This window comes from Pseudomonas arsenicoxydans, from assembly GCF_900103875.1.
Taxonomy (GTDB): Bacteria; Pseudomonadota; Gammaproteobacteria; order Pseudomonadales; family Pseudomonadaceae; genus Aquipseudomonas; species Aquipseudomonas arsenicoxydans.
Genome location: NZ_LT629705.1, coordinates 3,557,011 through 3,581,729, shown reverse-complemented (window position 1 = coordinate 3,581,729; position 24,719 = coordinate 3,557,011). Strand labels below are relative to the sequence as shown.

Sequence of the window (24,719 nt, the reverse complement as noted above, 5' to 3'; positions counted from 1 at the left end):
CGTGATCACACTCGACATCAACGGCAAGACTCACGAACTGGACATCGCGGACGACATGCCCCTGCTGTATGCCTTGCGCAATCAGGTGGGGCTCAATGGCGCCAAATACGGCTGCGGTCTGGGTCAGTGCGGCGCCTGCACCGTGTTAGTGAACGACAAACCGGTGTTTTCCTGCCTGACGCCGTGCGGCGCGTTGGCGGGCAAATCGGTGCGCACCGTCGAAAGCCTGGGCAGCGCCGACCAACCGGGGCCGTTGCAGAAAGCTTTTATCGACGAGCAGGCCGCCCAGTGTGGTTATTGCATCGCGGGAATGATCGTACGGGCACAGGCGCTGCTGGAGGCTAACCCTCATCCAGACGATGAAACGATCCTCCGTCACATGGCGCCCAACTTGTGCCGCTGTGGCACCCATGTGCGGATCCTCGCGGCAATCAAGTCGGTTGTCGCCCAGGGAGGCAAGGTATGAAAAACCCCACGCAAAACGTCGATCTGAGCCGCCGTGCCTTTGTGATAAACGGGGCATTGGTGATGGGCTTCGCGATGCTTCCGGGTATTCCCCGCGCCTTCGCTGACACCGAAGTGGACACCTTGGGTACGACAATCCTGGCGCCTGATCTGCCCGGCAGCCTGCGGGCCACGCCCTATCTGGACGCCTGGATCCGCATCGATGCGAAAGATGGCATCACCGTCTACACCGGCAAAGTGGAGCTGGGCACTGGCGTAAAAACTGCGCTCCTGCAGATCGCCGCCGAACGCCTGGAGGTGCCACCGGGACTCATCCGTTTTCTTACCGCCGACACCGCGCTGACACCCAATGAAGGTTATACCGCCGGCAGCCATACGATCGTCGACAGCGGCACTGCGCTGTTCAACGCCGCGGCTCAGGTGCGTCAGTTGTTACTCGAGTCCGCGGCGCGGCATTGGCAGCGCCCCATCGACAGCCTGACCACGCGGGATGCGGTGATCTACGATGCACAAGGCCGCAGCATGACCTATGCACAAGCCGTGGAAGGCGTTCAACTGCATCGCTTTGCATCGGCCAACTCGCCCTTCAAGCCCGCCAGCAGTTTCACTCTGATCGGCAAATCGTTGCCTCGGCTGGACATCCCGGCCAAAGTCAGCGGCGGTGCGGCCTATGTGCAGGACATGCGCCTGCCCGACATGCTGCATGCCCGTGTGATACGCCCTCCCCGGCGCGGCAGTCAGCTTCTGGACATTGACGAGGCCGCCCTCAAGAAACTCCCTGGCGTGGTGAAACTGGTCCGCAACGGCAGCTACCTCGCCGTGGTCGCCACCGATGAATGGCTGTCGGTCAAAGCGATGCGCGAGGGCTACGCCACGGCCCGCTGGACAGAAGGTAACCCGCTACCTGACTCGACACACATCCATCAACTCCTCACCGAATTGCCGGCGCGGCGCTACCCGGTGAGCGCCAAGGGCAACCTCCCGCAACCGGTGCCGCGCGCCTACAAGGCCCGGGTGACCAAGCAATACCTGATGCACGGCTCCATCGGGCCCTCCTGCGCAGTGGCCTGGTTCAAGGACGGCACACTGACCGTGTGGACCCACTCTCAAGGTGTGTATCCGTTGCGCGCGGGCATCGCCGAGATGGTCGGCCTGCCGGTGGCTCAGGTGCGCTGCATCCACGCTGAAGGTTCCGGTTGCTATGGCCACAACGGCGCCGATGACGCCGCCGCCGATGCCGCGCTGATCGCCATGGCCATTCCCGGCAAGCCGATACGGGTGCAATGGATGCGCGAACAGGAAAATCTCTGGGAGCCCTACAGCTCGGCCATGCTTGCCGAAGTGGAAGCGGGACTGGACGACAGCGGGCGTCTTCGCGACTGGAAATACGAACTCTGGAGTACGCCGCACAACGAACGCATCGTCAATGCCGGGCGCCTGTTGCCGGCGTGGTTGTTGGCCAATCCCATCGCCCCGGCTCCTTCGGTGCCGATCGCTCAGCCCGAAGGTGACGGCGACCGTAATGCCGTTCCGTTGTATGAGATACCCAACCTGAAGGTCGATATGAACTTTGTGCTGACCATGCCATTCAGGACCTCGGCCATGCGTTCGCTCGGTGCCCATATCAACATCTTCGCGATCGAGAGCACCGTCGATGAACTGGCGACTCGGGCCGCCGTGGACCCGGTGCAATTTCGCCTCAACCACTTGAGCGATCCGCGAGCACGGGCGGTGGTGGAGCGCGTGGCCGCAGAGTTCCGCTGGCCGCAAAAAGCAACGGGCCCCGGCAGCGGAATCGGCTTCGCCTTCGCCCGCTACAAAAACATCATGGGTTACTGCGCGATTGCCGTGCAGTTGCATGTGCAGCGCCAGACCGGGCAGGTGACGATTGATCGCGTTGTCGCCGCCGTCGACGTGGGACAAATTGTCAGCCCCGACGGACTGCTCAATCAGATCCAGGGCGGCATCGTGCAGTCCGCCAGCTGGACGCTCTATGAACGAATCCTCTATGACGCCAGTGGCATGCACAGCTTCGACTGGAGCGGCTACCCGATCATGCGTTTTCCGGATCTGCCGCAACAAGTCGAGATCCACATGATTGATCAGCCGGATCAGCCATTTCTGGGTGCCGCGGAAATCGTCCAGGGCCCCATGGCGGCAGCGTTGGGCAATGCCATCAACGATGCCACGGGTAAGCGCTTGCTGGATCTGCCGCTGGCGCGACGTGGTTGGCAGGATGTACTGGGGTCATGATCGAGACAGAATCAGAATAAAAAAGGCGGTGAAGGATCACTTACACCGCCCTACCCCAATCAAGGGAAATGTTGCTCTTCTATAAAACATGCCGTTGGAAGAGAACGACATGTACACGCAACACTCGTAAAAGCGTTGCCTGTCAGTTACAGCGGTCAGCCAGCTCTTTCAATACGAACAATCGCTTCCGCGAAGCGAGCACTACCGCTTAGAAATCAAAACAACGCCAATTGGTAATTTATGATCACGCGGTTCTCATCTTGCTGGCGGGTGTTCGGGATATTGTTTCGCACCATTGCATTTTTCCACATGACACCCAACCCTTTCAGGGGGCCAGATTGCACGGCATAGGCCAGCGTAATATCTCGTTCCCATTCACTGGAATTGCTGGAAGCAACAGTATTGATATCATCACCCCGGACATACACAACACCCGCCGTGGCTCCTGGCAAGCCCACTTTTGCAAAGTCATAAGAGTAACGGGCTTGCCATGACTTCTCGCCGGCACGAACGAATTTCTGAACCTGCATCTCCGTGATGGTGTAGGTGGTTGGGCCGTCACCCTGGTTTAAATAGGGGAAGTCACTTTCACCATTGCTGACTTCATAACCTGCACCAAAGGTGTGACCCTCAACGGCGTAGGTAAATAATCCACTGAACAGATTATTGTCGACCTTCCCTTTTAATGTAGTACCACCGTAATAACCCGTCGTGAAATACGCAGGGTCATGGCCGTTTGCGCCATCATCCTTGCTATTAAAGTATCGAACATCGCTGGTCAGGACCCCAGGCCCGATTGCCCAGTTATGAATGAGACCAAGAAAGTTTTGCTTATAAAAATCTTTCAGATTGCCGTAATAGTATTGCAAGGTTAAATCTTTAGTCAGTTTGTAATCGCCACCGGCGTAAGTGAATTTATTACTGAAGCGACCCGTGACAGGATTGTTCGCACCCGCGATGGACATGTTTTCATTGTTGCTGGAGTTTCGGCCCTTCACCTCATCAATTTGGCCTCCTACCAAGGTCAAATCTTTGATATCTGCCGAAGTAACCTGGGTTCCTTGCCAGGTTTGCGGCAACAATCGTCCATCATTACTGAAGATCACCGGCAGTTTCGGGACCAAGGTTCCAAGCTTCAACTCGGTCTTGGATATTTTGACTTTGCCGGTCAATCCCAAACTGGAAAAATCGTCAACAGCATGGTTGCCGTCGCTTGGAAACACGATGCCTCCGTAGTTTGTCCCTGTTGGGTTGCCATGCTTGCCAACGCTCGAATCCAGCTTGACACCCAACATGCCCAACGCATCAACACCGAAACCTACAGGCCCCGGGGTGTAACCCGAGATAAATTCGAGCTGAAAGGCTTGTCCCCACTCCGCTTGATAGCTCTGGTTAGCGGCTTTCTGAGCGGGTGTTGCCGAGTCTCGGTAATCGCTATTGATATAGAAATTACGCAGTTTCAGCGCAGCTTTACTATCTTCGATAAAACCCGCTGCATGGGCTTGCTGCGCCAATACACACATGGCCGCTACAACGATCAAAGTACACTTCATTTATCCGCACCCAAGTTGAGATTATTATTTTTGTATAAACTAGTTGGCGACTTTTCGGGCGCAAGTACTCACATGAGCTGCACTTTCATGCAGCCACTAGTTAATGTGAATAGCAATAACCCGAATTAATCAGCTTGCAGCTGCGCGTTCCATGTGGCTGGCGTACCCAGTTCAGAATCGACCAGTTGATTTTCGAAACGATTGCGCTCACCGATGGCACTGACCGAGCGATCGGTAATAGAGAACCAAAAGATACCGACAAATGCCACGGCCATGGAAAACAAGGCCGGATATTCGTATGGGAACCAGGCTTGCGGATTATGGAGAATCTTGACCCAAACGGTGGGACTGAGAATGCAAAGCGTAATCGCTGATACGAGTCCCAATGATCCGCCAATTACGGCGCCACGTGTCGTCAGGCCTTTCCAGTAAATCGACAATAACAGCACGGGGAAATTTGAACTCGCAGCGATGGAGAACGTTAAGCTCACAATAAATGCGATGTTCTGTTTTTCAAAAGCGATGGCCAATAGAATCGACAACACACCTAACACGATGGTTGTCACGCGAGAGACGCGCATCTCTTCACGGTCGCTGGCGGTGCCCCGGCGCAAGGCATGTGCGTAGAGGTCATGTGAAACAGCAGAGGAGCCTGCAAGGGTGAGCCCTGCTACTACCGCCAATATCGTCGAGAACGACACAGCACACATAAACCCTAGGAACACATTGCCGCCAACGTTGTGTGCGAGGTGAATCGCAACCATATTAACGCCGCCTAATATGCCACCTGATGCATCGTGATAATCGGGATTGCTGGCAACCAGGGCGATGGTGCCAAAGCCGATAATAACGATCAGGGCATAACCAATGCCGACCAGGCCTGTGGCATAAAGAATACTTTGGCGCGCGGCCTTGACGTTACCGACAGTGAAAAACCGCATGAGAATATGTGGAAGGCCTGCCGTGCCGAAGACTAATGCCAAGCCTAGTGAAATCGCAGACACCGGGTCGGTAATCAGACCACCTGGACTCATGATTGCTACATGGGAAGGATGTACCTGGGTCGCTTGAGTAAACAGTTGGTTCAGGCTGAATCCGAATTGGGACAACACCATGAACGCCATGAACACGCAGCCGGTCAGCAGTAATACGGCCTTGATAATCTGAATCCAGGTGGTTGCCAACATCCCACCAAAGAAAACGTAAATCACCATAAGCGTGCCCACTAGAAGCACCGCGGCGGTGTAATCAAAACCAAACAGCAACTCCACCAGTTTTCCAGCACCTACCAGTTGAGAAACCAGGTAAAGCAACACGATCACGATGGAACTGGAGGCCGAAAACGCTCGAATAGGTCGCTGTTTCAGCCGATAGGACAGTACGTCCGCCAGGGTATAGCGCCCCAGATTTCGCAATGGCTCCGCAATCAAAAACAGAATGACCGGCCAACTGGCAAGAAAGCCGATCGAGTAAATCAGACCATCAAATCCACTGGTGAAAACCAACGCGGAGATGCCCAGCAAAGACGCCGCGGACATATAGTCGCCCGCGATAGCCCACCCATTCTGGAAGCCGGTAATCTTTCCTCCTGCGGCATAGTGATCCGCGACGCTATTGTTTTTGCGTGCCGCCCAACGTGTGACGAACAGAGTGAAAATAACGAAGGCCAAAAACATACCGATGGCAATGGGATTATGTTTTTGTACTGCGCCAGGAACATCGGCCGCGTATACCGTTATCGAAGCAAGCATGGCTGAGATTGCAATAAGTAGACGCTTCATTTGTTGAAGCTCCTGATGATTGTTTTTATTTTTGGGTCGTAGCAGGTGTTAGTGCGCCAGACATAGACAGCGACGAGGAGAATCGTGAAGGCGAGCATTCCAAAACCGATTGGCACGCCCCACGTCATCGGCTGCCCTTCTGTAATAGGCGTACCCAAACGAGCAGGTATAAACGCCAGAGAAAGAATAAAACCAAAATAAACGGCGAGCATAAGCGCCGTCATGCTCCACGAAAACAGTCGGCGCTGTTTTACCAACGCACGAAACTCCGGATTTACGAGAATCGGGTTTTGAATAGTGTCGTCAACCTGCTCAGCGGGCATGGTCGGGCCACCGTCTTGCGGATATGCATGTTCCATGGTGATCTCCTGCAAATAGCTTTTGGCTGAGTTAGAACTTCACGGGCACTGCGGTCTCACGCATCACGGCTTCCGGGGTCCGGTACAACTCCGCCATCTCACGCTCTTCTTCGCTTTTCAGTTGCGCCTGCATATACGCGCCAAGATGCCTGGCATGCTGAACAATTGACGCCCCGAAACGACAGCGTTGCTCGCTATAATCCGCTAATGCCTCTTCAACGGATTCATGTCGCTCCAGTGCCTCCACGATTGCCAACGCATCACCGGCGGCCTTGGTAACACCCATCCCGCAATGGGGGCGCGCCACAAATGCCGCATCGCCGAGTAACGCGACACGTCCGAAATTCATCTTCGGTACTTCCAGATCGTAAATTGGCTGGAATAACGGCTGCGTAGCTTTTTTAACGACTTCGGCAAACTGCGGAGCCAGTAATGTCTCTGCGCACTCGTACATGTTGTCGAGCACATCACGGCGTATCAGCGCAGGAGGAATCCCGCCTTCAAATTGTTTACCGCTTTCATCCCTCAGTAAATCCTTCAAGTCATCGTCACCGCTGGTGCGGTACCACACAAAGTTATAACGACGCTCGCCGACGAGGGTGCTGTTGGAGTTCCCGGCAACTGGATACCCCAAGATCTGTTCATGCGGGGGCAAACAAAAAGCGAATTTATCGAAAAGTGCGGTGTGGGCAGCATCAGACAAAGCACTTTCATCGACTAACCCGCGCCAGGCGATATAGCCGGCATATTGGAGGTGCACATCGGGTAAAAAATGCTGGCGAATCGTCGACCGAAACCCATCAGCCGCAATAATGACGTCTGCTTGATGAGTCGTCCCATCGGCTAATGTGACGCTGGCATGGGTTTCAGTACTTTCGACCGACACGACACTGCCACCGCAGCGATACAGTGAATCCGGGAATGCGCTGCGAAGCACTTGGTACATCTTCCCCCACGCGGTCAACGTTTGTGGAAGTGCGTTCTCAAGTACGACTTCGCCGTCCTGGGCCAAAGTGACGCGCGAAAGCACATCGATACCAACAGATGCGTCGAGTGGAATTCCTGCTGCGGCCATCGCTTCGAATAATTCAGGGTGTGTAACGATCCCCGCGCCTCGTCCAGCGAGTTCATCCGGAACGCGTTCGAAGACCTCAACGTCCCAACCTTTGCGCAACAGCATATTTGCTGCAAACAGGCCACCCAGCGAGCCGCCCACGACAATGGCGCGGGGCTTGTTCAAGGAATTCATCATGGCTGCTCTCCCGCCGTTGCGGTGACATGGGAGGCGTAAGAACCCACCGCTTCAATCTCGGAGGCCGGAAAATTGAGCTCGATGGTGACACCCGACGGATCTTCGATGAACACCTGATGCAGGCCAAGACTCGGCACGGTGCGGTCGCGCCATGTAATCCCTTCAGCCTTGAAGACGTTCCAGAACTCGACCAGGCCAGTGACCAAAAAAGCGATGTGATCAACGGTCCCAGTGCCCGTCAGCGGGATTTCTTTATCGCCCAGGTATTTTTTCAGGCCTTCAGGGTTGGACGGATCAATCCCGATAATGTGGACCGTGCCGAAGTCCGCCTCATCCCCTCCCATGTACAACCACACGCCAGGAAAATCGAATGGGGGTCGGTAGCCAGGCGTAAAACCGAGCACCCTTTCATAAAATCGACTGGACTTTTCCAGGTCGAACGACCGGATCGAATAATGAGCGAGCTTCACGACTTGCATGGTGCCTCCAACAGTTTTTTGTATTTATTTATCACTTGATAAACAATACGACCTGAGGAAATTGAAGTAAATAGGTGAAGGCTCAAATTTTTGAGGACAGGCTTGAACCACGTCGTGGCGTCGCCAAGGGAGAGAAAGCTTCAGGCGTTGGGAAAGGGCTTTTCAGAGCGGAATGGCGCGCGTACGTCCCTCGTCACCCGCTCAGTTGAAAGCTGAAACAGGTGATGAGTGGTCGACAAAAAAGGGGAAAACAGTAGATCAGCAGGCAAGAAACAGGGAATCGAAACCGATCAATTCAGGCGAGGCTTCTCACCCAAGTCGCTATCGACTTGCTGCAGTACGTGGGGACTCCCGTTAAGAAACGCATCGACCATTTGCTCGATCAGCGCATCAATGTCTTCAGTCACTGGAAGATCGTAAATCCATTTGCGCACACCGATATAGAAAATGCTGGCATGCAGACTCCAGATCAGTTCGAGCTCTTTTTCATTGATCGTTTCACCTGAGGCCGGCGCCAATCCATGAGCGTGGCGGATTTCTGCAATGACGGGAATGAAGACCCGCTCACGCAATTTAGCCAGATACCGATCATTGATACCTTCACGTGTCAGCCCGGCGAATACGAAGATACGAATCCACTCTCGGCGCAGAATCACACGAGCGTATGAGGTGTAGAAATGCACCAGGCGAGACTGAAGGGGTTCGCAGCGATCTTTGATAATCGCCTCCCACGAGGAATCCCACTGATATACCTCGTCGTACACGCGGTCTATCAGTGCCTCTTTGCTGGGGAAATATCGATAGAGTAAGGGTTGGGTAATGTCCAGTTGTCGCGCCAGCTCACGGGTACTGCCCGAGAATCCGCACGTTGCAAAATGCTCAATGGCTTTCTGCACGATTTGCTTTTCCCTGACCTCAGGCGAAAGGCGTCGAGTCGTCGATTTGACGAGGTCTGCTGATTTCGCTGATTTCCCCGACTCGTTCTCGTCTCTATTTTTTGAGTCTTGCATAACGCCTCACTGGAGCTTCATTAAGGCATCATACAAAACAAAAGAATGCACTGGCTATGAACCGCACCTATTTGCCCAGACGGCTTTCAATATCCTTCTTGAACAAAGCGGGTCGGCTTAAATAATGCCCCATGGCCAACACTTCCATTTGGCCATCGATCTCCAGCGCAAATGCCGGAAAGCCGCGCGCATTCAGAGCTTCAAGCATCTCGTTGCTGCGGTCGATGTGGTCCTGCAAGGAGTCGGCAGTGATCGCATCAAACGTTGCCATAAACGCATCGGGTTCAAACCCAAGCTCACTGGCAATGTCGGCGATTACTCCTCGATCAGCTATAGCCCGCCCCTCTTGGTAGTAAGCCATTTGCAAGCGTTTGAGCATTTCGATGCCATCTCCTGACAGCTGTTGAGCGGTCAACATCGCGGCAATCGGTGGTGAAGAGTCCAAGTAGACGGTTTCATTTTCAAGTACGCCTTGAACATAGGCGTCTGCGAAGGTTTGTTTGCTGAACGCGGTAATCCGAGCTTCATGAGGACGAACAAAATCGCGCCAATCACTCGACATCGACTTGCTTTTGTCCCCTGAGAGCATGCCCACACCATGGGCCTGAATTTCCAGGCCGGGAATAGCGGTGGCCGCCGTGATCATCGGCGCCGCGCCATAGCACCAGCCACAGAACGGGTCGTAGACGTAATGCAGTGTCGCAGTTCTCATTCAAATCTCCGGGATCTGACGTACCCACACGGCGAAAGGCGTCCGTTACGTGGAGGATTCAACGTTCGAAAACAACAAAGAGCAGATCAGCTCTGCACCAAGCCTTCAGGTCCTAGCAGTTCGCTGATGAAATCAATAAACGCATTGACGCGTTTGGAGCCACGATGATTGGGAAGATACAGCGCGGAAATTGCCGAACTTGCATCGTTCGGATTGATAACGAAAGACTCGAACAATGAAGTCAAATCACCGCTACCAATATCATCGTTGACGAGCCAGTCAGGTAATAGAGCTACCCCGCCACCCGCCAGTACAATCTCACGTAAAACCTCGGCATTGTTGCTTTTGAAGCGACCCTCAATCGGTACTCGAATCTCCTCACCTTCCTTCAGGAAAGTCCAAACCTGTTGCTTTGGGCCATAACTGAAACGCAGGCACTCATGCTGCATGAGGTCCAAGGGGTGTTCAGGGATACCACGTGCATTCAGGTATTCAGCACTGACTACCGCCCTGCGTCTGAAATGACCGACGGGACGACTGACGACACCATCCATTGCCGCTGCAGATCCCAATCGGATCGCCAGATCGACGCGCTCACCCAACAATTCAACAATGTCGTCAGAGAGCGTCATGTCCAACACGAGTTGCGGGTATCGCTTCAAAAGCGAGGCGATGTGAGGGGCAATCAGACGGCGTCCAAACGCCACGGGTACGGAAATACGAAGGTGACCTGCCGGGAGATCCCCACGGTCAGTGACCGAGGCATCCGCCTCGGCCACAGCATTGAGCACCTCCCGTGCTTTCAAATAATAGGCGGCCCCAGCGTCCGACAATGAGATTTGACGGGTGGAACGGTTGAGCAGGACAGCGCCCAACTCAGCCTCCAGCCCATCGATCATCCGAGTCACCGAAGACGTCGCCAGGCCCAACTGTCGAGCGGCGGAAGAAAAGCCCTTCGAATCCACAGCCTGGACGAACATCTTCAATGCGAGCAGCTTGTCCATGACACTCCCTGACTCATCCGTTGTTCATCTTGAGCATTGCGCCAATTCAGGTCCGACGAGAAACCACTGAGAAGACGACTAGAGTAAGCAGTGACAATGCACTTCCCACCGCAGCAATCGCCAACCAGCCGGCATGTTCATAAAGCGAACTGGCCACCGAAGAACCGATTGCACCGCCAATAAAGATACTGATCATGTACAACGCATTCAGACGGCCTCTGTTGGCAGTGCCCAAGGCATAGACGGCTCGCTGACCAAGTACCATGTTCATCTGCACTGCAAAATCCAGCGCTATCCCGGTGACTGCCAACCCAATCACACCGTAAAAGGGATTGATGAAGGCCGGGAGAAAGCTCAATACCCCCAGCACCATGGCTAACTGCGACGCTCTTCGAGTATGGCCTGCATCAGCGAGTCGACCACTGATAGGTGCGGCAATTGCACCGATGGCGCCAACCAGAGAGAAAATCGCAATCTGACTTTGCGTAAGACCGAACTCACGACTCAATACCAGCGGAACAGCCGTCCAGAACAAACTGAACGCCGCAAACATCAGCCCTTGATAGAGTGCGCGCTGACGCAGCACGGGCTCGCGGCAAAACAGTTGTCCCAGGGACATCAGCAATTGACCGTACGACGCGCGATGGGTCGGTTGCCATTTGGGCATGGTCATGCCAATCACGATGGAGATAACGAGCATCAAGGCAGCGGCCCCGATAAACACTGCCCGCCAGCCCAAATGATCGGCAACCAGACTCGACAGAGGCCGCGCAAGCAGAATCCCCAACAGCAAGCCACCCATAATCCCGCCAACCACCCGACCGCGAGACTCTTCCGGTGCCAGATGTGCCGCCAACGGGATAAGCATCTGCACGGAGACCGAGCTGAAACCGATGAGTGCCGACACCACTAGAAATACACTCGGCTGCTTCGACAAACCGGCGGCGACCAGGCTGAAGATCGTAATCACGATTGTCGCGATCATCAGCCGGCGGTTTTCTACCAGATCCGCCAAGGGCACCAGGAAAAACAATCCAAGCGCATAACCAATCTGAGTCAGCGAAACGATGAAACTCGCGCTTCCACTCGACATGCCGATATCCGGGGCGATCAAGCTAATGATCGGTTGCGCGTAGTAGATGTTGGCCACGATGGCACCACAACAAAAGGCAAACAGAAGCACCAACCCCTTTGTCATTGATGCTTTTTGTATCGTCGCTGCTGTATCACTTGTAGTAAGGCCCATGCCATAGACTCCTGAGGTTCGACAGCGGTGACTCTCCAGTGGAAGGTCAACCGCATTCATGTTTTTCAGGACAACAACATAGGCGGCAGTGCACCGCGGGAGAATATGGAGAGGACGCAACGTCGTGTTGCGTCGTGCGCAAGAGGTACTTGGGGTCAGTCAATACGTATCAAACCCGCCTGTGCGCGCCCGGCGGGATCGCATTGACCAACGTGCCTTGAGCAAGCACGGCTAGGCGCATTCGCGCCGCTATAGTCGATTCTATGACCGACCGTACTTCCAGGAGCTTTTCCCAGTGTCTGAGATGCCGAGCAATTTCGCTTACACAAAACGCTTCAACGCCGTACTCACCTACATTGATGCCAATCTCGAAGGCGACCTGTCGGTGAAGACGTTGAGCCATGTGGCGAACTTTTCGGCGTTTCACTTCCATCGACAATTCACTGCGTTCGTTGGAGTGCCTGTCTCACGTTATGTGCAACTGATGCGACTACGTCGCGCGGCACATCGCCTGGCCGCCTTCACTGATCACTCGGTACTGGACGCCGCACTCAGTGCCGGCTTTGAAAGCCCCGAGGCATTTTGCAGGGCGTTCAGGCGGGCGTTCGGTACGACGCCGAGTGCGTTCAGGAAGGAACCGAACTGGCAGGTCTGGAATGCGGTATTCGCAATCCCTCACTTTTCCAGGACTATCGTCATGCAAGTAAGAATCGTAGATTTCCCTGAAGTCAGGGTGGCAGCGCTTGAGCACTGTGGACCACCCGGGCTCGTCAATGAGAGCGTGCGCACGTTCATTGAGTGGCGTATGCAGAGCGGACAGTCGCCGGTGGCGTCGAGTCGCACCTTTGGCATCCCCTATAGCAACCCCGATACGACACCTCCACAAGCATTCCGCTTCGCAATCTGCGGCGAGATTCACGAGGCCGTGGAGCCGAATGAGTTCGGTGTGCACGAGATCATCATTCCTGCCGGCCGCTGCGTCGTAGTGCGACACACAGGGTCACCGGATCACATCGGCGAAACGATCTACCCGATTTACCGCGATTGGCTTCCTGCCAGTGGAGAGGAACTTCGTGACCATCCACTGTTCTTCAATTACCTGAGCGCCTATCCCGAGACACCGCAGGATCAATGGCAAACAGATGTATATGTTCCGCTGCAATAGCGGAGCAAGCAGCTTTCGACCCAGGCTGTGTGAAAACACACTTGATACGTTCAACGCTGAGATTTTCTTGGATTGCCTGCGAAGTCGGTAGTAGGAAGTAAAGATTGGTCCGTGCGACCAACATCGGCGCTCATATGGCTGTTGGGGCCGCGTCAGCGGTCCCAACAGCCACTTACCGACGATCCAGCGGGATGATCACGCCCTGATCGCTTCAAGCAATCCCAAGATGCCGAAGATGCTCATCATTCGTTTGAGGTTGTAGGCGAGCACATGAAGGCTCATCTCAGTGCTCACCCTCGGCAGGGTTTTGGTCAGGAAGTGGGTACTTCCCATCCAGTACTTGAGCGTTCCAAAAGGATGTTCAACGGTCTGTCGACGAACCCTCATCATCGCTGGATCATGTTCTAGCCGAACCTGCATCGCATCGACTACAGCCTCATGTTCCCAGCGCTTCACCCGACGCTCCTTACCCGTCGTACATTGCTTTTGCATTGCGCAGGACTGGCAGCCTGAGAAGTAATAACAATGCAATAACATGCCGTCTTCCGTCGACGAATGTCTCCTGGTTAGTAACTGCCCCGCAGGGCATCGATACTCGTCCGACGCCGCAAGATAGATGAAATCCTGCTTGCCGAATCTGCCTTCCGCTTTGCTGCCAGATGTGAGGGGTTTCGGTACGAAGGTAGTGATGCCGGCTTGCTCGCAAGCAAGGATTTCCAGACCTTTGTAATAGCCTCGATCAGCCACCACCGTTAGCGATTCAGCTCCAATTTCTTCACGCGCCTGGCTCGCCATATTGCTCAGTTGCCCACGATCATTACCAACGTTGGTCACCTCATGGGCAACGATCAGATGGTGTTTGTCGTCGACCGCTGTTTGTACGTTGTAGCCGACCGTTCCGGTGCCTCGGCCGCTCGTGGCCATTGAACGTGCATCAGGATCTGTGAGGGAAATCTGCTGGTCTGGACTTTCGTGGAGCTGCGCCTCGATTTCCTTGAGTTTCTGCATCTGCTTTTTCAGTGTTTCTATCTTTTCTTTCAACCGCTCTGCTTTGGCCTCGGCCACTTCGGGCGTTGCCCGATCCGCCGAATCCATCGCCGCCAGATAGCGATCAATGCTCTGTTCAATCTGCTGCATGCGTGCCTTCACCTTGCCCTGAGTGAAGTTGCGGTCGCGATTATTGACGGCTTTGAACTTGCTGCCGTCGATGGCGATGATCGATTGAGAGAAGAGATTGAGGTTACGGCAAAGCACTACGAACTGGCGGCATACGCTGCGAATGGCTTTACCGTTGTCTTTGCGAAAGTCGGCAATGGTTTTGAAGTCCGGAGCCAAACGCCCCGTTAGCCACATCAACTCGACGTTGCGCTCGGCCTCACGCTCAAGCCGGCGGCTGGACTGAATCCGATTGAGGTAGCCGTAGATATAGATCTTCAGCAACACCGCTGGGTGGTAGGCCGGACGACCCGTTGCAGCAGGATCAACACCTTCAAACCCAAGTGCCCCCAAGTCGAGTTCATCGACGAAAACGTCGACCACGCGCACTGGATTTTCTTCGGCTACGTAATCGTCCAGACACTCCGGCAGCAAGGTGACTTGCGTCCGAGCCTCACCTTCAATGAATCGCTTCATGATCGTCCCCGCCACGATCTAAACGATCAGAAGATTAGACAATCGCAGGCGTTTTCACACAGCCTGGACCCTGAGCTGACGTTGACGAGTGTCCGTTCAGGGCCGGTTGCCTCTGCGACTATCTGGAAGAGATCAAGGGCCTATGTTGAGCGGCTCTCATTACGACTATGTTGTTTTTTAACGCCACTACCAGTCTTTCGCTCGTATTGATGATGAAAAAACCATACGACCAAAAGTAAAGCTACCAAGCCGAAAACGAACAGCAGCAGCTCTATTGCGGGACCTTCGTGTGAAAACATTTTTCGTTCCTCATCCTGAAGTAGCGTGACCCGAAAGCGGCCACTACGAAATTATTCGTAATAATTCAAACATTTTCAGGGTAGTCGCCAATGCTTGAGGTGACAACCCCAAAGGTCTCAGAACCATTGATCTAGACACGTCACTCGTCGAAAAGCACTTCATGGGTTTCAATGAAAAGCAGCTCGCGTTCCACGCTAAGGAGACTGTAGGGTTCGCCCATGATCTCCTACTAGCGCGCCAAGCGCTTCTGCCCGGATAACACGGCATACAGCACTATCAACCAGGCCGAGAAGAAACAACGCAAACGACACGCGATTGAGGACCTGAGAGCTATCCGGGATAAGTCACCGACCTGGCTGCAGAACGCAATCGACCGGGCACAGATCACCACGCAACGCCCGCACCGACATTCTCAATCTGCGATTCGATGGTGTTCAGGAAGGGTATTGAATGTGGTGCAGCAGAAGACGGCCAAGGCCAGCGTCGAATTTGCCCAGACGGGAAATTAGCTCGGCCGGTGCATGTCCTTGCCAAACCACAGCCCGATGGCCCAACCCGGCAGAATCACTCCGAAACAGATATTCATGCGGTTTTCACCAGGATGAGGCGCGTCAAGTGGGGTCTCTAGGCTCAACGCCCCAACGCAGTGCATTGCTGCAAATCAAAACGACTGTGGGAGCGAGTTTGCTCGCGATGGCGGTGCAACATTCACGGGGATGTTGAATGTGATGCCCTCAACGCGAGCAACCTCACTCCCATAGGTTATTCATAACGGATCGAGAATGAAGTCTGTCAGTGACGCAGCAATTTGCGCAGTGGCACGCCGTCCTTGAGCACGGGTGATTTGATGACGATGTAACTGAAGTACTTGGAAATGCCGATGTTCTTGTCCAGCAGGCTTTCGATGACTTCCTGGTAGTGCTGAATGCTGCGTGTCATGAAGCGCACCAGGTAATCGTAGCCACCGCTGATCAAATGGCATTCAAGCACTTCATCCACCTGGCGGATGTTGGACTCGAACTTGGCGAAGTCTTCGCGCTTGTGGTCGCTCAAGGTGATCTCGGTGAAGACCGTGACCGAGTCAGTGATCTTCGCCAGGTTCAGGTGCGCCTTGTAGCTGGAAATATACCCCGCCGACTCCAGTCTCTTGACCCGTTGCAGGCAGGGACTGGCCGACAATCCCACAGCATCGGCCAGGCTGACGTTGGTCATGCGGCCGTCTTTTTGCAGCTCAACCAAAATGCTGATGTCGATCCGGTCCAGTTTCACTAAACCTTCCATTGCGTACCTCGTGACTGCCATTTGTAGGACAATCTTCTAGCAAAATCAGCGCCGTAAAGACAGCTGATGCTGAGCCACCAGATCTGCCATGCTGTTGATGCAGTAATCCGCCGCGCAAGGGGAAGGCTTATTTTCACGGGCACGACTGATCAGGCATACATTGGCGACCAACCGCCGACCGGCAAAAGGCCGCGTCACTTGCAGGATATCTCCGGCTTCAAGTCCGTTGGCTTTTAACCAATCCTGATCCTGCAACGGATCGCTGGCCAGTGAAATGAAATCGTCGGGCATAATCCCCAGCCGCTCACAGAGCAGCGCTCGATCTTCAACATCCCGATCGCCTTGCACCAGCAGGCGATAGAACTTGCGCAGGTACAGCATCGCCCCCGGCGCATCCTCGAACAGCGACCAATTGGCGACCGAACGGGCAAAGCTCATGCCCTCCTCCCAGCTGGCTTTGAGCCCCCAGCATTCAGCCAACTGGCGATGGGCGAAACACAGCAGACCACTAAAACCCAGCTCACCGAAGCGCGGATACAGTGCGCGCAACACCTCGCTGTATTCGGCCAGCACCTGTTCCTTGTCCGGGTGTCCGCCCCGGCTGTCGAGCAAGGGTTGCAATGCTGCCCAGACTCCCGAGTCGCGATCGACCAGGACTTCATCGCAATTGATGAGCAGTGCTCGATATTCAGTCAGCCCCATCGTGTGCAAAGCCTCCAATGATGCATTCCATCAATCCATGCTCCATAAACGCTCACGGGCGATGCCTTGCAGCAGCGCCCGGAGCCGGCAGGAGCTTAGTTCAAGACCCGTGCCAAGGCGGCTTCCAGAATCTGCAGGGCTTCATCGACCTGTGCCTGGGTAGCCACCAACGGCGCGAGGAAGCGCAATACGTTGCGGTAAACGCCGCACTTGATCACCAGCAAGCCACCCTTGCGGGCTTCATCGATCAGCTGTTGATTTAGATCGGCATCCGGAGTGCGGGCCGTATCGTTCTTGATCAGTTCGATCGCCAGCATGAAGCCAGTACCTCGCACATCGCCAACTTGCGGGTGACGGCTTTGCAAGCGCAGCAGTCCCTGGCGCAGACGCTCGCCCAGCGCTTCGCCGCGCACCAGCAACTGTTCTTCCTCAAAGGCATCGATGACCGCCAGTGCCGCCGCGCAGGACAATGCGTTGCCGCCGTAGGTGCCGCCCAGGCCACCGGGCAGCGGTGCGTCCATGATCTCGGCTTTACCGACCACGCCGGACAGCGGCAAACCGCCGGCCAGACTCTTGGCGACGGTCACCAGGTCCGGCTGAATGCCGGCGTGCTGAAAGCCGAACCATTTGCCGGTACGACCGAAACCGGTCTGGATCTCGTCGAGGATCAGCACGATGCCGTGTTTCTCCGTCAGCGTGCGCAAGCCTTGGAGGAACTCGACAGGCGCCGAGAGGAACCCGCCGTCGCCCTGTACCGGTTCGATGATGATCGCAGCGACCCGCTCCGGCGCCACTTGCGTCGCGAGCAATTCATCCAGTGACTTGAGCGCCATCTCGCTGGTGACACCACGATAGGCATTCGGATACGGCGTATGGAACACCTCTGGTGCGAACGGCCCGAAGTTCTGTTTATAAGGCTGGCTCATGCCGGTCAGCGTGGTGCCAAGCAAGGTCCGGCCGTGGAAACCACCACGGAAGGCAATCACCGCCGAACGATTGGTGTGGGCGCGGGCGATCTTGATCGCGTTTTCCACTGCTTCGGCGCCTGAGGTGAAGAACGCTGCTTTATATGGGTCCTGACCGCCTATCATTTCGCAAAGGCGTTGGGCCAGATCGAGGTAAGGCTTATAGGCAACCACCTGGAAACAGGCGTGGGAGACCTTTTGCAATTGTGCCTGCACGGCCGCGACCACTTTTGGGTGATTGTGGCCGATGTTTAGCACGCCAATACCGCCGACGAAGTCCAGGTAGCGCTTGCCGTCCACATCCCACAATTCGGCACCTTGGGCGCGATCGATCACCAATGGGTGAGCGGTAATCAGGCCACGCGGCACGAATTGATCGCGCTGACGGAGCAAATGAGGGGTTTCGTCGACTTTGCTATTCATGGCATATCCCATCGTGAGTCCGGCAACCGGGAGGTGGTTGCGATGGTGTTCAGGTTAAGCCTTGCGCGAAACGATCTACGCCGAACTTGGCCCCTGAGAAATTCGGATCAACTGTTTTCACCCTGCCAAACGGCAGATTCCTTCAGCACACCGAATCTGCCGGAGCATCGCCAATAAAACCTCGCGCAACCCGTTTAACCCGGTGCTTTCGACATATCCTGCGCTGGCATTGCGCGAGGATGGAGAGCACCTTCACCCTTTCAGGAAATGCCCATGGCCCTGCTTTACAAAGCTGACCCTGTACGCGGCGAGCAGTGGAAAGCGCTGTTCGCCGAACACGCCCCGGATATCGAATGGCGCGCTTGGCCGGACATCGGCGACCCCACGGACATCGAGTATCTGGCCGCCTGGCAGGCGCCCGACGATTTTGAGGCGTTGCTGCCCAATCTTAAAGTGCTGTTCGCCCTGTCCGCCGGGGTCGATCAACTGGACTTCGCCCGCTTGCCCGTCAGCTTGCCGCTGGTGCGCCTGCTGGATCCGGGCATCACCCGCGGCATGTGCGAGTACGCCTGTTTCGCTGTGTTGAGCCTGCATCGGGACATGCTCCGTTATCGCCAGCAACAAATGGCTCGCTGCTGGCAGGCGCACTTGCTGCAACCGGCCAACAAGCGTCGGATCGGGATCATGGGCCTCGGCACCCAGGCCCAGCAGATTCTGGCGGCGTTACGCCCCCTGGGGTTTGCATTGTCAGGTTGGGCCCGCAGTGTCCATCAGATTCCTGATGTGGATTGCTATGCCGGCAACGAGCAACTGCCTGCGTTCCTGAGCCAGTGCGACATTTTATTGTGCGTGCTGCCGCTGACCGAACAGACCCAGGGCATTCTCGATGACAAACTGTTTCGCCAACTGCCCCATGGCGCGGCGCTGATCAACATGGGCCGTGGCGGGCATCTGGTGGAAAGTGATCTGCTGGCGGCCCTGGACACCGGGCAACTCAGTGGCGCGGTCATCGACGTGTTGCAGCAAGAGCCGGCGGCGGCGGACCATCCATTCTGGCACCATCCAAAGATTCTGCTGACCCCGCACATCGCGGCCATGACCCAGCCGGAAAGTGCGTTCAGGGTGTTGCTGGAGAATATTCGGCGACATCAACGTGGAGAGCAGATGGTGGGTGAGATCGACCGCACCCTGGGTTACTGAATACAGCGCAAATCCACTGTGGGAGCAGGCATGCTCAAGTCCACAGTGGATCAGCGGCGTGGATCAAAGTCGCTCGGCAATTGCTCTGCCCACCTCCTGCGTTGAGCCCTTCCCGCCCACGTCTGGCGTGATTGGCACCTCGGCGATCACCCCGATCATGCTTTCAACGCAGCTTCCAGAAATGCCACTAACGCCTGTACACGCGGACTGCGAAGTTTGCGTGAGGGGACCAACAGGTTGATCGGAGCGCTGTCGAATTGCCAATCCGCCATCACCCGTACCAGGCCGCCGCTAGCAATAGCGTCACTTACGTCCCATTGCGATCGTAAAACCAACCCCAAGCCTTGCTCGGCCCAACGCCGAGCTACGCTTCCGTCGTTGCTCAACAACATGGGTTCGATGCGCAGCGTTTTCCGCTCCGCCCCCTTACGCATATGCCATAGCGTGACATCTTCATCATTTTCACGAATGCAAATGTAACGATGCTCGGTGAGTTGGTCCGGCGACGACGGCACACCGTGATGCTCTAGATAGGCCGGACTGGCGCATAACCATCGGTTGTTTTGCGTGAGAGGCTTGGCGATCCACAGGCTGTCATTGAGGTGACCGATGTGAATCACAGCATCGCTGTCGTGACGATCAGGCCATGGCGTTTCGCGCAAATCCAGGTGCAGGCACAGCTGTGGGTGCAACCTGGCAAAACGAGCCAGCAGCGGCGCAATGCGTTGTCGCCCATAGCCGAACGGCGCCGCTAACCTGAGTGTGCCAACTAGCCGCTCGTCCTGCTGCTTGAAGGATTCCGGAAGCGCCTCCAACTGTTCCAGCAAGAGCGCGCTTTCTCGGGAGAAACGCTCGCCATCGGCGGTGAGACTCAGGCGCCGGGCATCGCGATTAGCCAGGGTCAGACCGAGCAGCGTCTCCAGCTTACGCAGACGCATGGACAACGCCGGAGGTGAGACATTCAGAATTCTGGCAGCAGCGCTTAAAGACTCGGAGCGCGCCAGCGTTACAGCCAGACGTAGGTCTTCGACGGAGATCATTCAATTTTACTTAATGATTGATGACTATCCATTGAACCATAACTTAACGACAGCTGAGTAGAGTGGCCCCCGTACCCAGCCACCCGAGTTCTGTCATGTCAGCCTCTATTGCCTCCCTCGATACCCCCGTCGCGATAGTCGATGTCTCGCGAATGCAGCGCAATATCCAGCGCATGCAGCAACGCATGGACACCCTGGGTGTGCGTTTGCGCCCGCACATCAAAACCAGCAAATGCCTCCCCGTGATCAAGGCACAGATAGCCGCTGGCGCAAGCGGTGTCACAGTTTCCACCCTGAAAGAAGCTGAGCATTGTTTCGCTGAAGGCATCAGCGACATTTTTTATGCCGTTGCAATAGCGCCTGGCAAATTGGCCCAGGCACTGACACTCAGGCGCAAAGGCTGCAGACTGAGCGTGCTAACCGACAGCGTCATTGGGGCTCAAGCCATCGCCTCCTTCGGACAGCAGAACGACGAACGATTCGAGGTCTGGATCGAAATAGATTGCGACGGCCATCGATCAGGTCTGACCGTTGAAGACAACGCACTCATAGACGTCGCACGGGTCCTTTCCGAGGGGGGCATGCAATTGCGAGGCGTGATGACCCACGCAGGATCCAGCTACGAACTCGACAGCCTTGAAGCGCTGCAGATTTTGGCCGAACAAGAACGCTTCCTCTGCGTCAGCGCCGCCGAAAGAATCCGCGAAGCCGGGCTGGTGTGCCCGGAGGTCAGCATCGGCTCCACTCCCACGGCACTATCGGCACTGAGTCTGGAAGACGTCACTGAAGTACGCGCAGGCGTTTATGTGTTCTTCGACCTGGTGATGCACAACATCGGCGTCTGCCAGACAGACGAGTTGGCACTGAGCGTGCTGACCACCGTGATCGGCCACCAGCAAGATAAAGGCTGGATCATCACCGATGCCGGCTGGATGGCCATGAGTCGCGATCGAGGCACGCAGCGCCAGCGACAGGACTTCGGCTACGGACAGGTGTGTACCGAAGCTGGCGACTGGATCGAGGGCGCGCTGGTCACTGGCGCCAACCAGGAACACGGCATCATCACTCTTGGAGCGGCCGAGAGCACCGACATCGTAGCGCGCTTCCCCATCGGCAGCCGTCTGCGCATTCTGCCCAACCATGCATGTGCCACAGGCGCGCAATTCCCGGACTATCACGCCTGTGACGCCGAGGGCGTCGTGCACACATGGAGTCGCTTACATGGCTGGTAATCAAGCAGGTTCGATCGAGTTAATCCAAACGGCTAACGCAGCAGCTCCGGGTGGACATTACTCCCAGGCGGTAGCGCACGAGGGTGTTTTATATGTGTCTGGGCAACTGCCGGTACGCGCGAATGGCGACCACAGTGCCGACCAACCGTTTGAGGTTCAAACATCAATCGCCCTCGACAACCTCGTGGCGATCCTCAAAGAAGCGGGCCGGAGCACGAGTGATCTCCTGAAGGTCACGGTCTATGTCGTAGGGATAGAACACTGGCCCGCCTTTGATCGGATTTATGCCCGTTACCTGGGTGAACATCGACCAGCACGCGCCGTGGTGCCTGTTCCGGTCTTGCATCATGGTTACTTGATCGAAATCGAAGCGCTGGCCCGCGGTGAACAAAAGGAAATCTACCAATGACGGTTGCCAGGGCCGGTATTGCTCTCAGGCCGGAGCCGAAGTGATTGCCGCGGCGGCCGGCGTCAGTGTGAAACAGGTCGGTCGGCAACGGGGGCAGGCCCCGGTCAAACCCTTACCGATGACGATCATCGAGGAACCATTATGAAACCGCAAAAAAGCGATGTTCTGATTATCGGCGGCGGCATCATGGGCTCGACGTCGGCGTTTTTCCTGCGCCAGCGTGGGCACTCAGTCACCCTGCTGGAGCGTGACCAGATCGGTCAGTACGCCAGTGGCGTGAACTTCGGCAACGTGCGACGCCAGGGGCGGTACCTCGGGCAGCTGGAACTGGCCAACCGCTCCTGGGCGCTATGGAAACGACTGCCGGAGCTGATCGACGACGACCTCGAGTTCATCGCCAGCGGCCATATGCGTGTGTGTTATCGCGAAGATGAAATTGCTGAACTGGAGGCCTATGCGGCGGCCCCGGAGGCCCGTGAACTGGACTTGCAGATCCTCACGGGCAAGGCTTTGCACGCACGCTTCCCGTTCCTCGGCCCGGAGGTCAAGGGCGGTTCCTACGCGCCTCACGATGGTCACGCCAACCCGCGTCTGGCAGCGCCTGCGTTTGCCCGGGCAGCCCGGCGCCTCGGCGCGAGGATCGAAGAGCGCACCGAGGTCGTCGAGGTGCAGAAGGTCAATGACGAATTCCACGTCACGACCACCGATGGTCAGCTGTTCGTCGCCCAGCAACTGTTGATCACCGCGGGCGCCTGGGCCGCCAAGCTGTCCGAGCAATTCGGCGAACCGGTGCCGCTGGAACCCAATGGTCCGCAAATGTCGGTGACAGAGCCGGTGCCCTACGCCTTGCCGACGGTGATTGGCGTGTTTACCAAAATCAAGGAAGAGGTGATCTACTTCCGCCAGATCCCCCGCGGCAACATCATCATCGGCGGCGGCAACCGCTGCACACCGGACATGCTCAACCGGCGTGCCTACTTCCAGCCGGAAAGCCTGCTCAACCAGATGCGGCAAATGCGCCGCCTGCTGCCAGGGGCCGAAAAGCTGAACATCATCCGGGTCTGGAGCGGTATCGAGAGCTATACGCCGGACTCCCTGCCGGTCATCGGCCCCAGCGGCACCGTCGACGGTTTGTTCTACGCCTTCGGCTTCTGCGGCCATGGCTTCCAGCTTGGCCCGGGCGTCGGTGACGTGATGGCCGAACTGATCAGCACGGGCAGTACCAGCACCTTGATCAGTCCATTCGATATCCGTCGATTTACTAACCCATCCGCGATTGCGATGCCTTTATCTACAAGCCTCCTCAGCACAGGCAAACTTATATGAGCCGCACACCGCAACTCCCTGATCGCCCCGCTCAAGTTGGCCATTTTCAAGGAGGCTCTATGCCTGCAACGTCAGATTCTGCCTATCTGTACCGCACTGTAACCGCGGCGGACATGCCCGCGGCACACGCCCTCTCCTTGCACCTGAAATGGCCTCACCGAGAAGAAGACTGGGCCATGGTACAGCGCACGTCCGAAGGCTTTGTCACGGAACATAACGGACAGTTGGTCGGCGTAGCATTCGCCTGCCATCAAGGCGCTTATTCCTCAATCGGCCTAGTGATCGTGAGTGACGAGCACCAAGGAAAGGGGATCGGACGTCGACTGATGAACCTGTGCCTGGAAGCCACCGCTCCACGCACGCCAATTCTCAATGCCACCGAGTCAGGCGCTGCGCTTTATGAAAGCATGGGATTCGTCGACTTCGCGCGAATCCAGCAGCATCAAGGCGTGCCACAGACACCTGCGCTGATCCCTTTGATCAAGGGCTCGTATTGTCGCGCATTAGGCCCAGCCGATTACCCGAAGCTGATTGAATTGGCTAATGCTGGTAGCGGCCTGGACCGCACAACGGTACTTAACGATTTGCTCCCGATGGCTGAGTACGTGATCGGCATTGACGTGGATGGAAAACTACAAGGTACTGCCCTGCTCCGTCGTTTTGGTCGTGGCCATATCATTGGTCCGGTTGTCGCGCAAAACCTGGAACAGGCCCAACACTTGATTACCCACCTCCTGCGTTTGATACCTGGTGCCTTTGTTCGCTTCGACATTCTGGCCGATTGCGGGTTGGCCGACTGGCTGGAGAGCCTGGGGTTGCAATGCGTCGACAGAGCACCGCGAATGGTTCTCGGAGTCCCCCCGCAATCAAGCGGTGGAATCAAGCAGTTTGCTCTGGTTACACAAGCTATCGGCTAGCGATCACGACCAC

Annotated in this window: 22 protein-coding genes; 8 read left to right on the top strand and 14 right to left on the bottom strand. The window is 56.0% G+C overall.

Annotated features, from left to right (window positions below; genetic code table 11):
• Window position 1: 1 nt before the first annotated feature.
• Together BLQ41_RS16800 and BLQ41_RS16795 are read left to right on the top strand one after the other, a co-directional pair.
• The gene (locus BLQ41_RS16800; RefSeq protein WP_090182552.1) at window positions 2-466 is read left to right on the top strand and encodes a (2Fe-2S)-binding protein; all 465 of its coding nucleotides are present in this window, start codon (window positions 2-4) and stop codon (window positions 464-466) included.
• Window positions 463-2,718 (top strand): xanthine dehydrogenase family protein molybdopterin-binding subunit, encoded by a 2,256-nt coding sequence (locus tag BLQ41_RS16795; RefSeq protein ID WP_090182550.1) that lies wholly within the window; start codon window positions 463-465, stop codon window positions 2,716-2,718. Before BLQ41_RS16800 ends, BLQ41_RS16795 begins: the two co-directional genes overlap by 4 nt.
• A gap of 215 nt (window positions 2,719-2,933) precedes the next feature.
• Here BLQ41_RS16795 and BLQ41_RS16790 read toward each other — a convergent pair whose 3' ends face one another.
• The 9 genes from BLQ41_RS16790 to BLQ41_RS16750 form a co-directional block, all read right to left on the bottom strand.
• Window positions 2,934-4,271 (bottom strand): OprD family porin, encoded by a 1,338-nt coding sequence (locus BLQ41_RS16790; protein ID WP_090182549.1) that lies wholly within the window; start codon window positions 4,269-4,271, stop codon window positions 2,934-2,936.
• Window positions 4,272-4,396: 125 nt separating this feature from the next.
• A complete protein-coding gene (locus tag BLQ41_RS16785; protein WP_090182547.1) occupies window positions 4,397-6,052 on the bottom strand; it encodes a cation acetate symporter in 1,656 nt (551 codons plus the stop codon).
• Complete coding sequence (locus BLQ41_RS16780) at window positions 6,049-6,411, bottom strand: DUF485 domain-containing protein (protein ID WP_090182546.1); 363 nt, start codon at window positions 6,409-6,411, stop codon at window positions 6,049-6,051. Before BLQ41_RS16780 ends, BLQ41_RS16785 begins: the two co-directional genes overlap by 4 nt.
• Window positions 6,412-6,442: 31 nt before the next feature.
• On the bottom strand, window positions 6,443-7,663 hold the full coding sequence (locus tag BLQ41_RS16775) for an FAD binding domain-containing protein (RefSeq protein WP_090182544.1): 1,221 nt from the start codon (window positions 7,661-7,663) through the stop codon (window positions 6,443-6,445).
• Entirely contained in the window at window positions 7,660-8,142 is a 483-nt protein-coding gene (locus BLQ41_RS16770; protein WP_090182543.1) for a VOC family protein, read from the bottom strand. Before BLQ41_RS16770 ends, BLQ41_RS16775 begins: the two co-directional genes overlap by 4 nt.
• Window positions 8,143-8,432: 290 nt before the next feature.
• Window positions 8,433-9,152, bottom strand: coding sequence for a TetR/AcrR family transcriptional regulator (locus tag BLQ41_RS16765; RefSeq protein ID WP_090182541.1), 720 nt, complete (start codon window positions 9,150-9,152; stop codon window positions 8,433-8,435).
• 67 nt (window positions 9,153-9,219) lie between these two features.
• Window positions 9,220-9,864 (bottom strand): DsbA family protein, encoded by a 645-nt coding sequence (locus BLQ41_RS16760; RefSeq protein WP_090182539.1) that lies wholly within the window; start codon window positions 9,862-9,864, stop codon window positions 9,220-9,222.
• A gap of 86 nt (window positions 9,865-9,950) precedes the next feature.
• Complete coding sequence (locus tag BLQ41_RS16755) at window positions 9,951-10,868, bottom strand: LysR family transcriptional regulator (RefSeq protein ID WP_090182537.1); 918 nt, start codon at window positions 10,866-10,868, stop codon at window positions 9,951-9,953.
• A gap of 46 nt (window positions 10,869-10,914) precedes the next feature.
• The gene (locus BLQ41_RS16750; RefSeq protein WP_090182536.1) at window positions 10,915-12,114 is read right to left on the bottom strand and encodes an MFS transporter; all 1,200 of its coding nucleotides are present in this window, start codon (window positions 12,112-12,114) and stop codon (window positions 10,915-10,917) included.
• A gap of 304 nt (window positions 12,115-12,418) precedes the next feature.
• Here BLQ41_RS16750 and BLQ41_RS16745 point away from each other — a divergent pair, with 304 nt between their 5' ends.
• Window positions 12,419-13,279, top strand: coding sequence for an AraC family transcriptional regulator (locus BLQ41_RS16745; protein WP_408003513.1), 861 nt, complete (start codon window positions 12,419-12,421; stop codon window positions 13,277-13,279).
• Window positions 13,280-13,474: 195 nt separating this feature from the next.
• Here the strand turns inward: BLQ41_RS16745 and BLQ41_RS16740 are convergent, their stop codons facing one another.
• The 4 genes from BLQ41_RS16740 to gabT all read right to left on the bottom strand — a co-directional run bounded on the left by BLQ41_RS16740 (window position 13,475) and on the right by gabT (window position 18,582).
• On the bottom strand, window positions 13,475-14,911 hold the full coding sequence (locus tag BLQ41_RS16740) for an IS1182 family transposase (RefSeq protein ID WP_090182532.1): 1,437 nt from the start codon (window positions 14,909-14,911) through the stop codon (window positions 13,475-13,477).
• 1,092 nt (window positions 14,912-16,003) lie between these two features.
• Window positions 16,004-16,492, bottom strand: coding sequence for an Lrp/AsnC family transcriptional regulator (locus BLQ41_RS16735; RefSeq protein ID WP_090182530.1), 489 nt, complete (start codon window positions 16,490-16,492; stop codon window positions 16,004-16,006).
• A gap of 45 nt (window positions 16,493-16,537) precedes the next feature.
• Window positions 16,538-17,194, bottom strand: a complete 657-nt coding sequence (locus tag BLQ41_RS16730) for a 2-haloalkanoic acid dehalogenase (RefSeq protein WP_090182527.1) — start codon at window positions 17,192-17,194, stop codon at window positions 16,538-16,540.
• 95 nt (window positions 17,195-17,289) lie between these two features.
• On the bottom strand, window positions 17,290-18,582 hold the full coding sequence (gene gabT, locus BLQ41_RS16725) for a 4-aminobutyrate--2-oxoglutarate transaminase (protein ID WP_090182526.1): 1,293 nt from the start codon (window positions 18,580-18,582) through the stop codon (window positions 17,290-17,292).
• Between the two features lie 273 nt (window positions 18,583-18,855).
• Here gabT and BLQ41_RS16720 point away from each other — a divergent pair, with 273 nt between their 5' ends.
• Window positions 18,856-19,782, top strand: a complete 927-nt coding sequence (locus BLQ41_RS16720) for a 2-hydroxyacid dehydrogenase (RefSeq protein WP_090182525.1) — start codon at window positions 18,856-18,858, stop codon at window positions 19,780-19,782.
• Window positions 19,783-19,937: 155 nt separating this feature from the next.
• On the opposite strand, the gene BLQ41_RS16715 is transcribed toward BLQ41_RS16720, so the two are convergent.
• Window positions 19,938-20,822 carry a LysR family transcriptional regulator gene (locus BLQ41_RS16715; RefSeq protein WP_090182523.1) on the bottom strand — a complete coding sequence of 295 codons (885 nt, stop codon included), beginning with the start codon at window positions 20,820-20,822 and terminating at the stop codon, window positions 19,938-19,940.
• A gap of 95 nt (window positions 20,823-20,917) precedes the next feature.
• On the opposite strand from BLQ41_RS16715, the gene BLQ41_RS16710 reads away from it, so the two are divergent.
• From BLQ41_RS16710 to BLQ41_RS16695, 4 genes are all read left to right on the top strand, one after another.
• A complete protein-coding gene (locus BLQ41_RS16710) occupies window positions 20,918-22,054 on the top strand; it encodes a DSD1 family PLP-dependent enzyme (protein ID WP_090182521.1) in 1,137 nt (378 codons plus the stop codon).
• Window positions 22,044-22,463: a RidA family protein gene (locus BLQ41_RS16705; RefSeq protein ID WP_090182520.1), complete on the top strand. Its 420-nt coding sequence runs from the start codon at window positions 22,044-22,046 to the stop codon at window positions 22,461-22,463. The genes BLQ41_RS16710 and BLQ41_RS16705 overlap by 11 nt, the downstream gene beginning before the upstream one ends.
• A gap of 141 nt (window positions 22,464-22,604) precedes the next feature.
• Window positions 22,605-23,789 carry an NAD(P)/FAD-dependent oxidoreductase gene (locus tag BLQ41_RS16700; protein WP_090182518.1) on the top strand — a complete coding sequence of 395 codons (1,185 nt, stop codon included), beginning with the start codon at window positions 22,605-22,607 and terminating at the stop codon, window positions 23,787-23,789.
• Between the two features lie 59 nt (window positions 23,790-23,848).
• Complete coding sequence (locus tag BLQ41_RS16695) at window positions 23,849-24,706, top strand: GNAT family N-acetyltransferase (protein WP_090182516.1); 858 nt, start codon at window positions 23,849-23,851, stop codon at window positions 24,704-24,706.
• Window positions 24,707-24,719 lie beyond the last annotated feature (13 nt).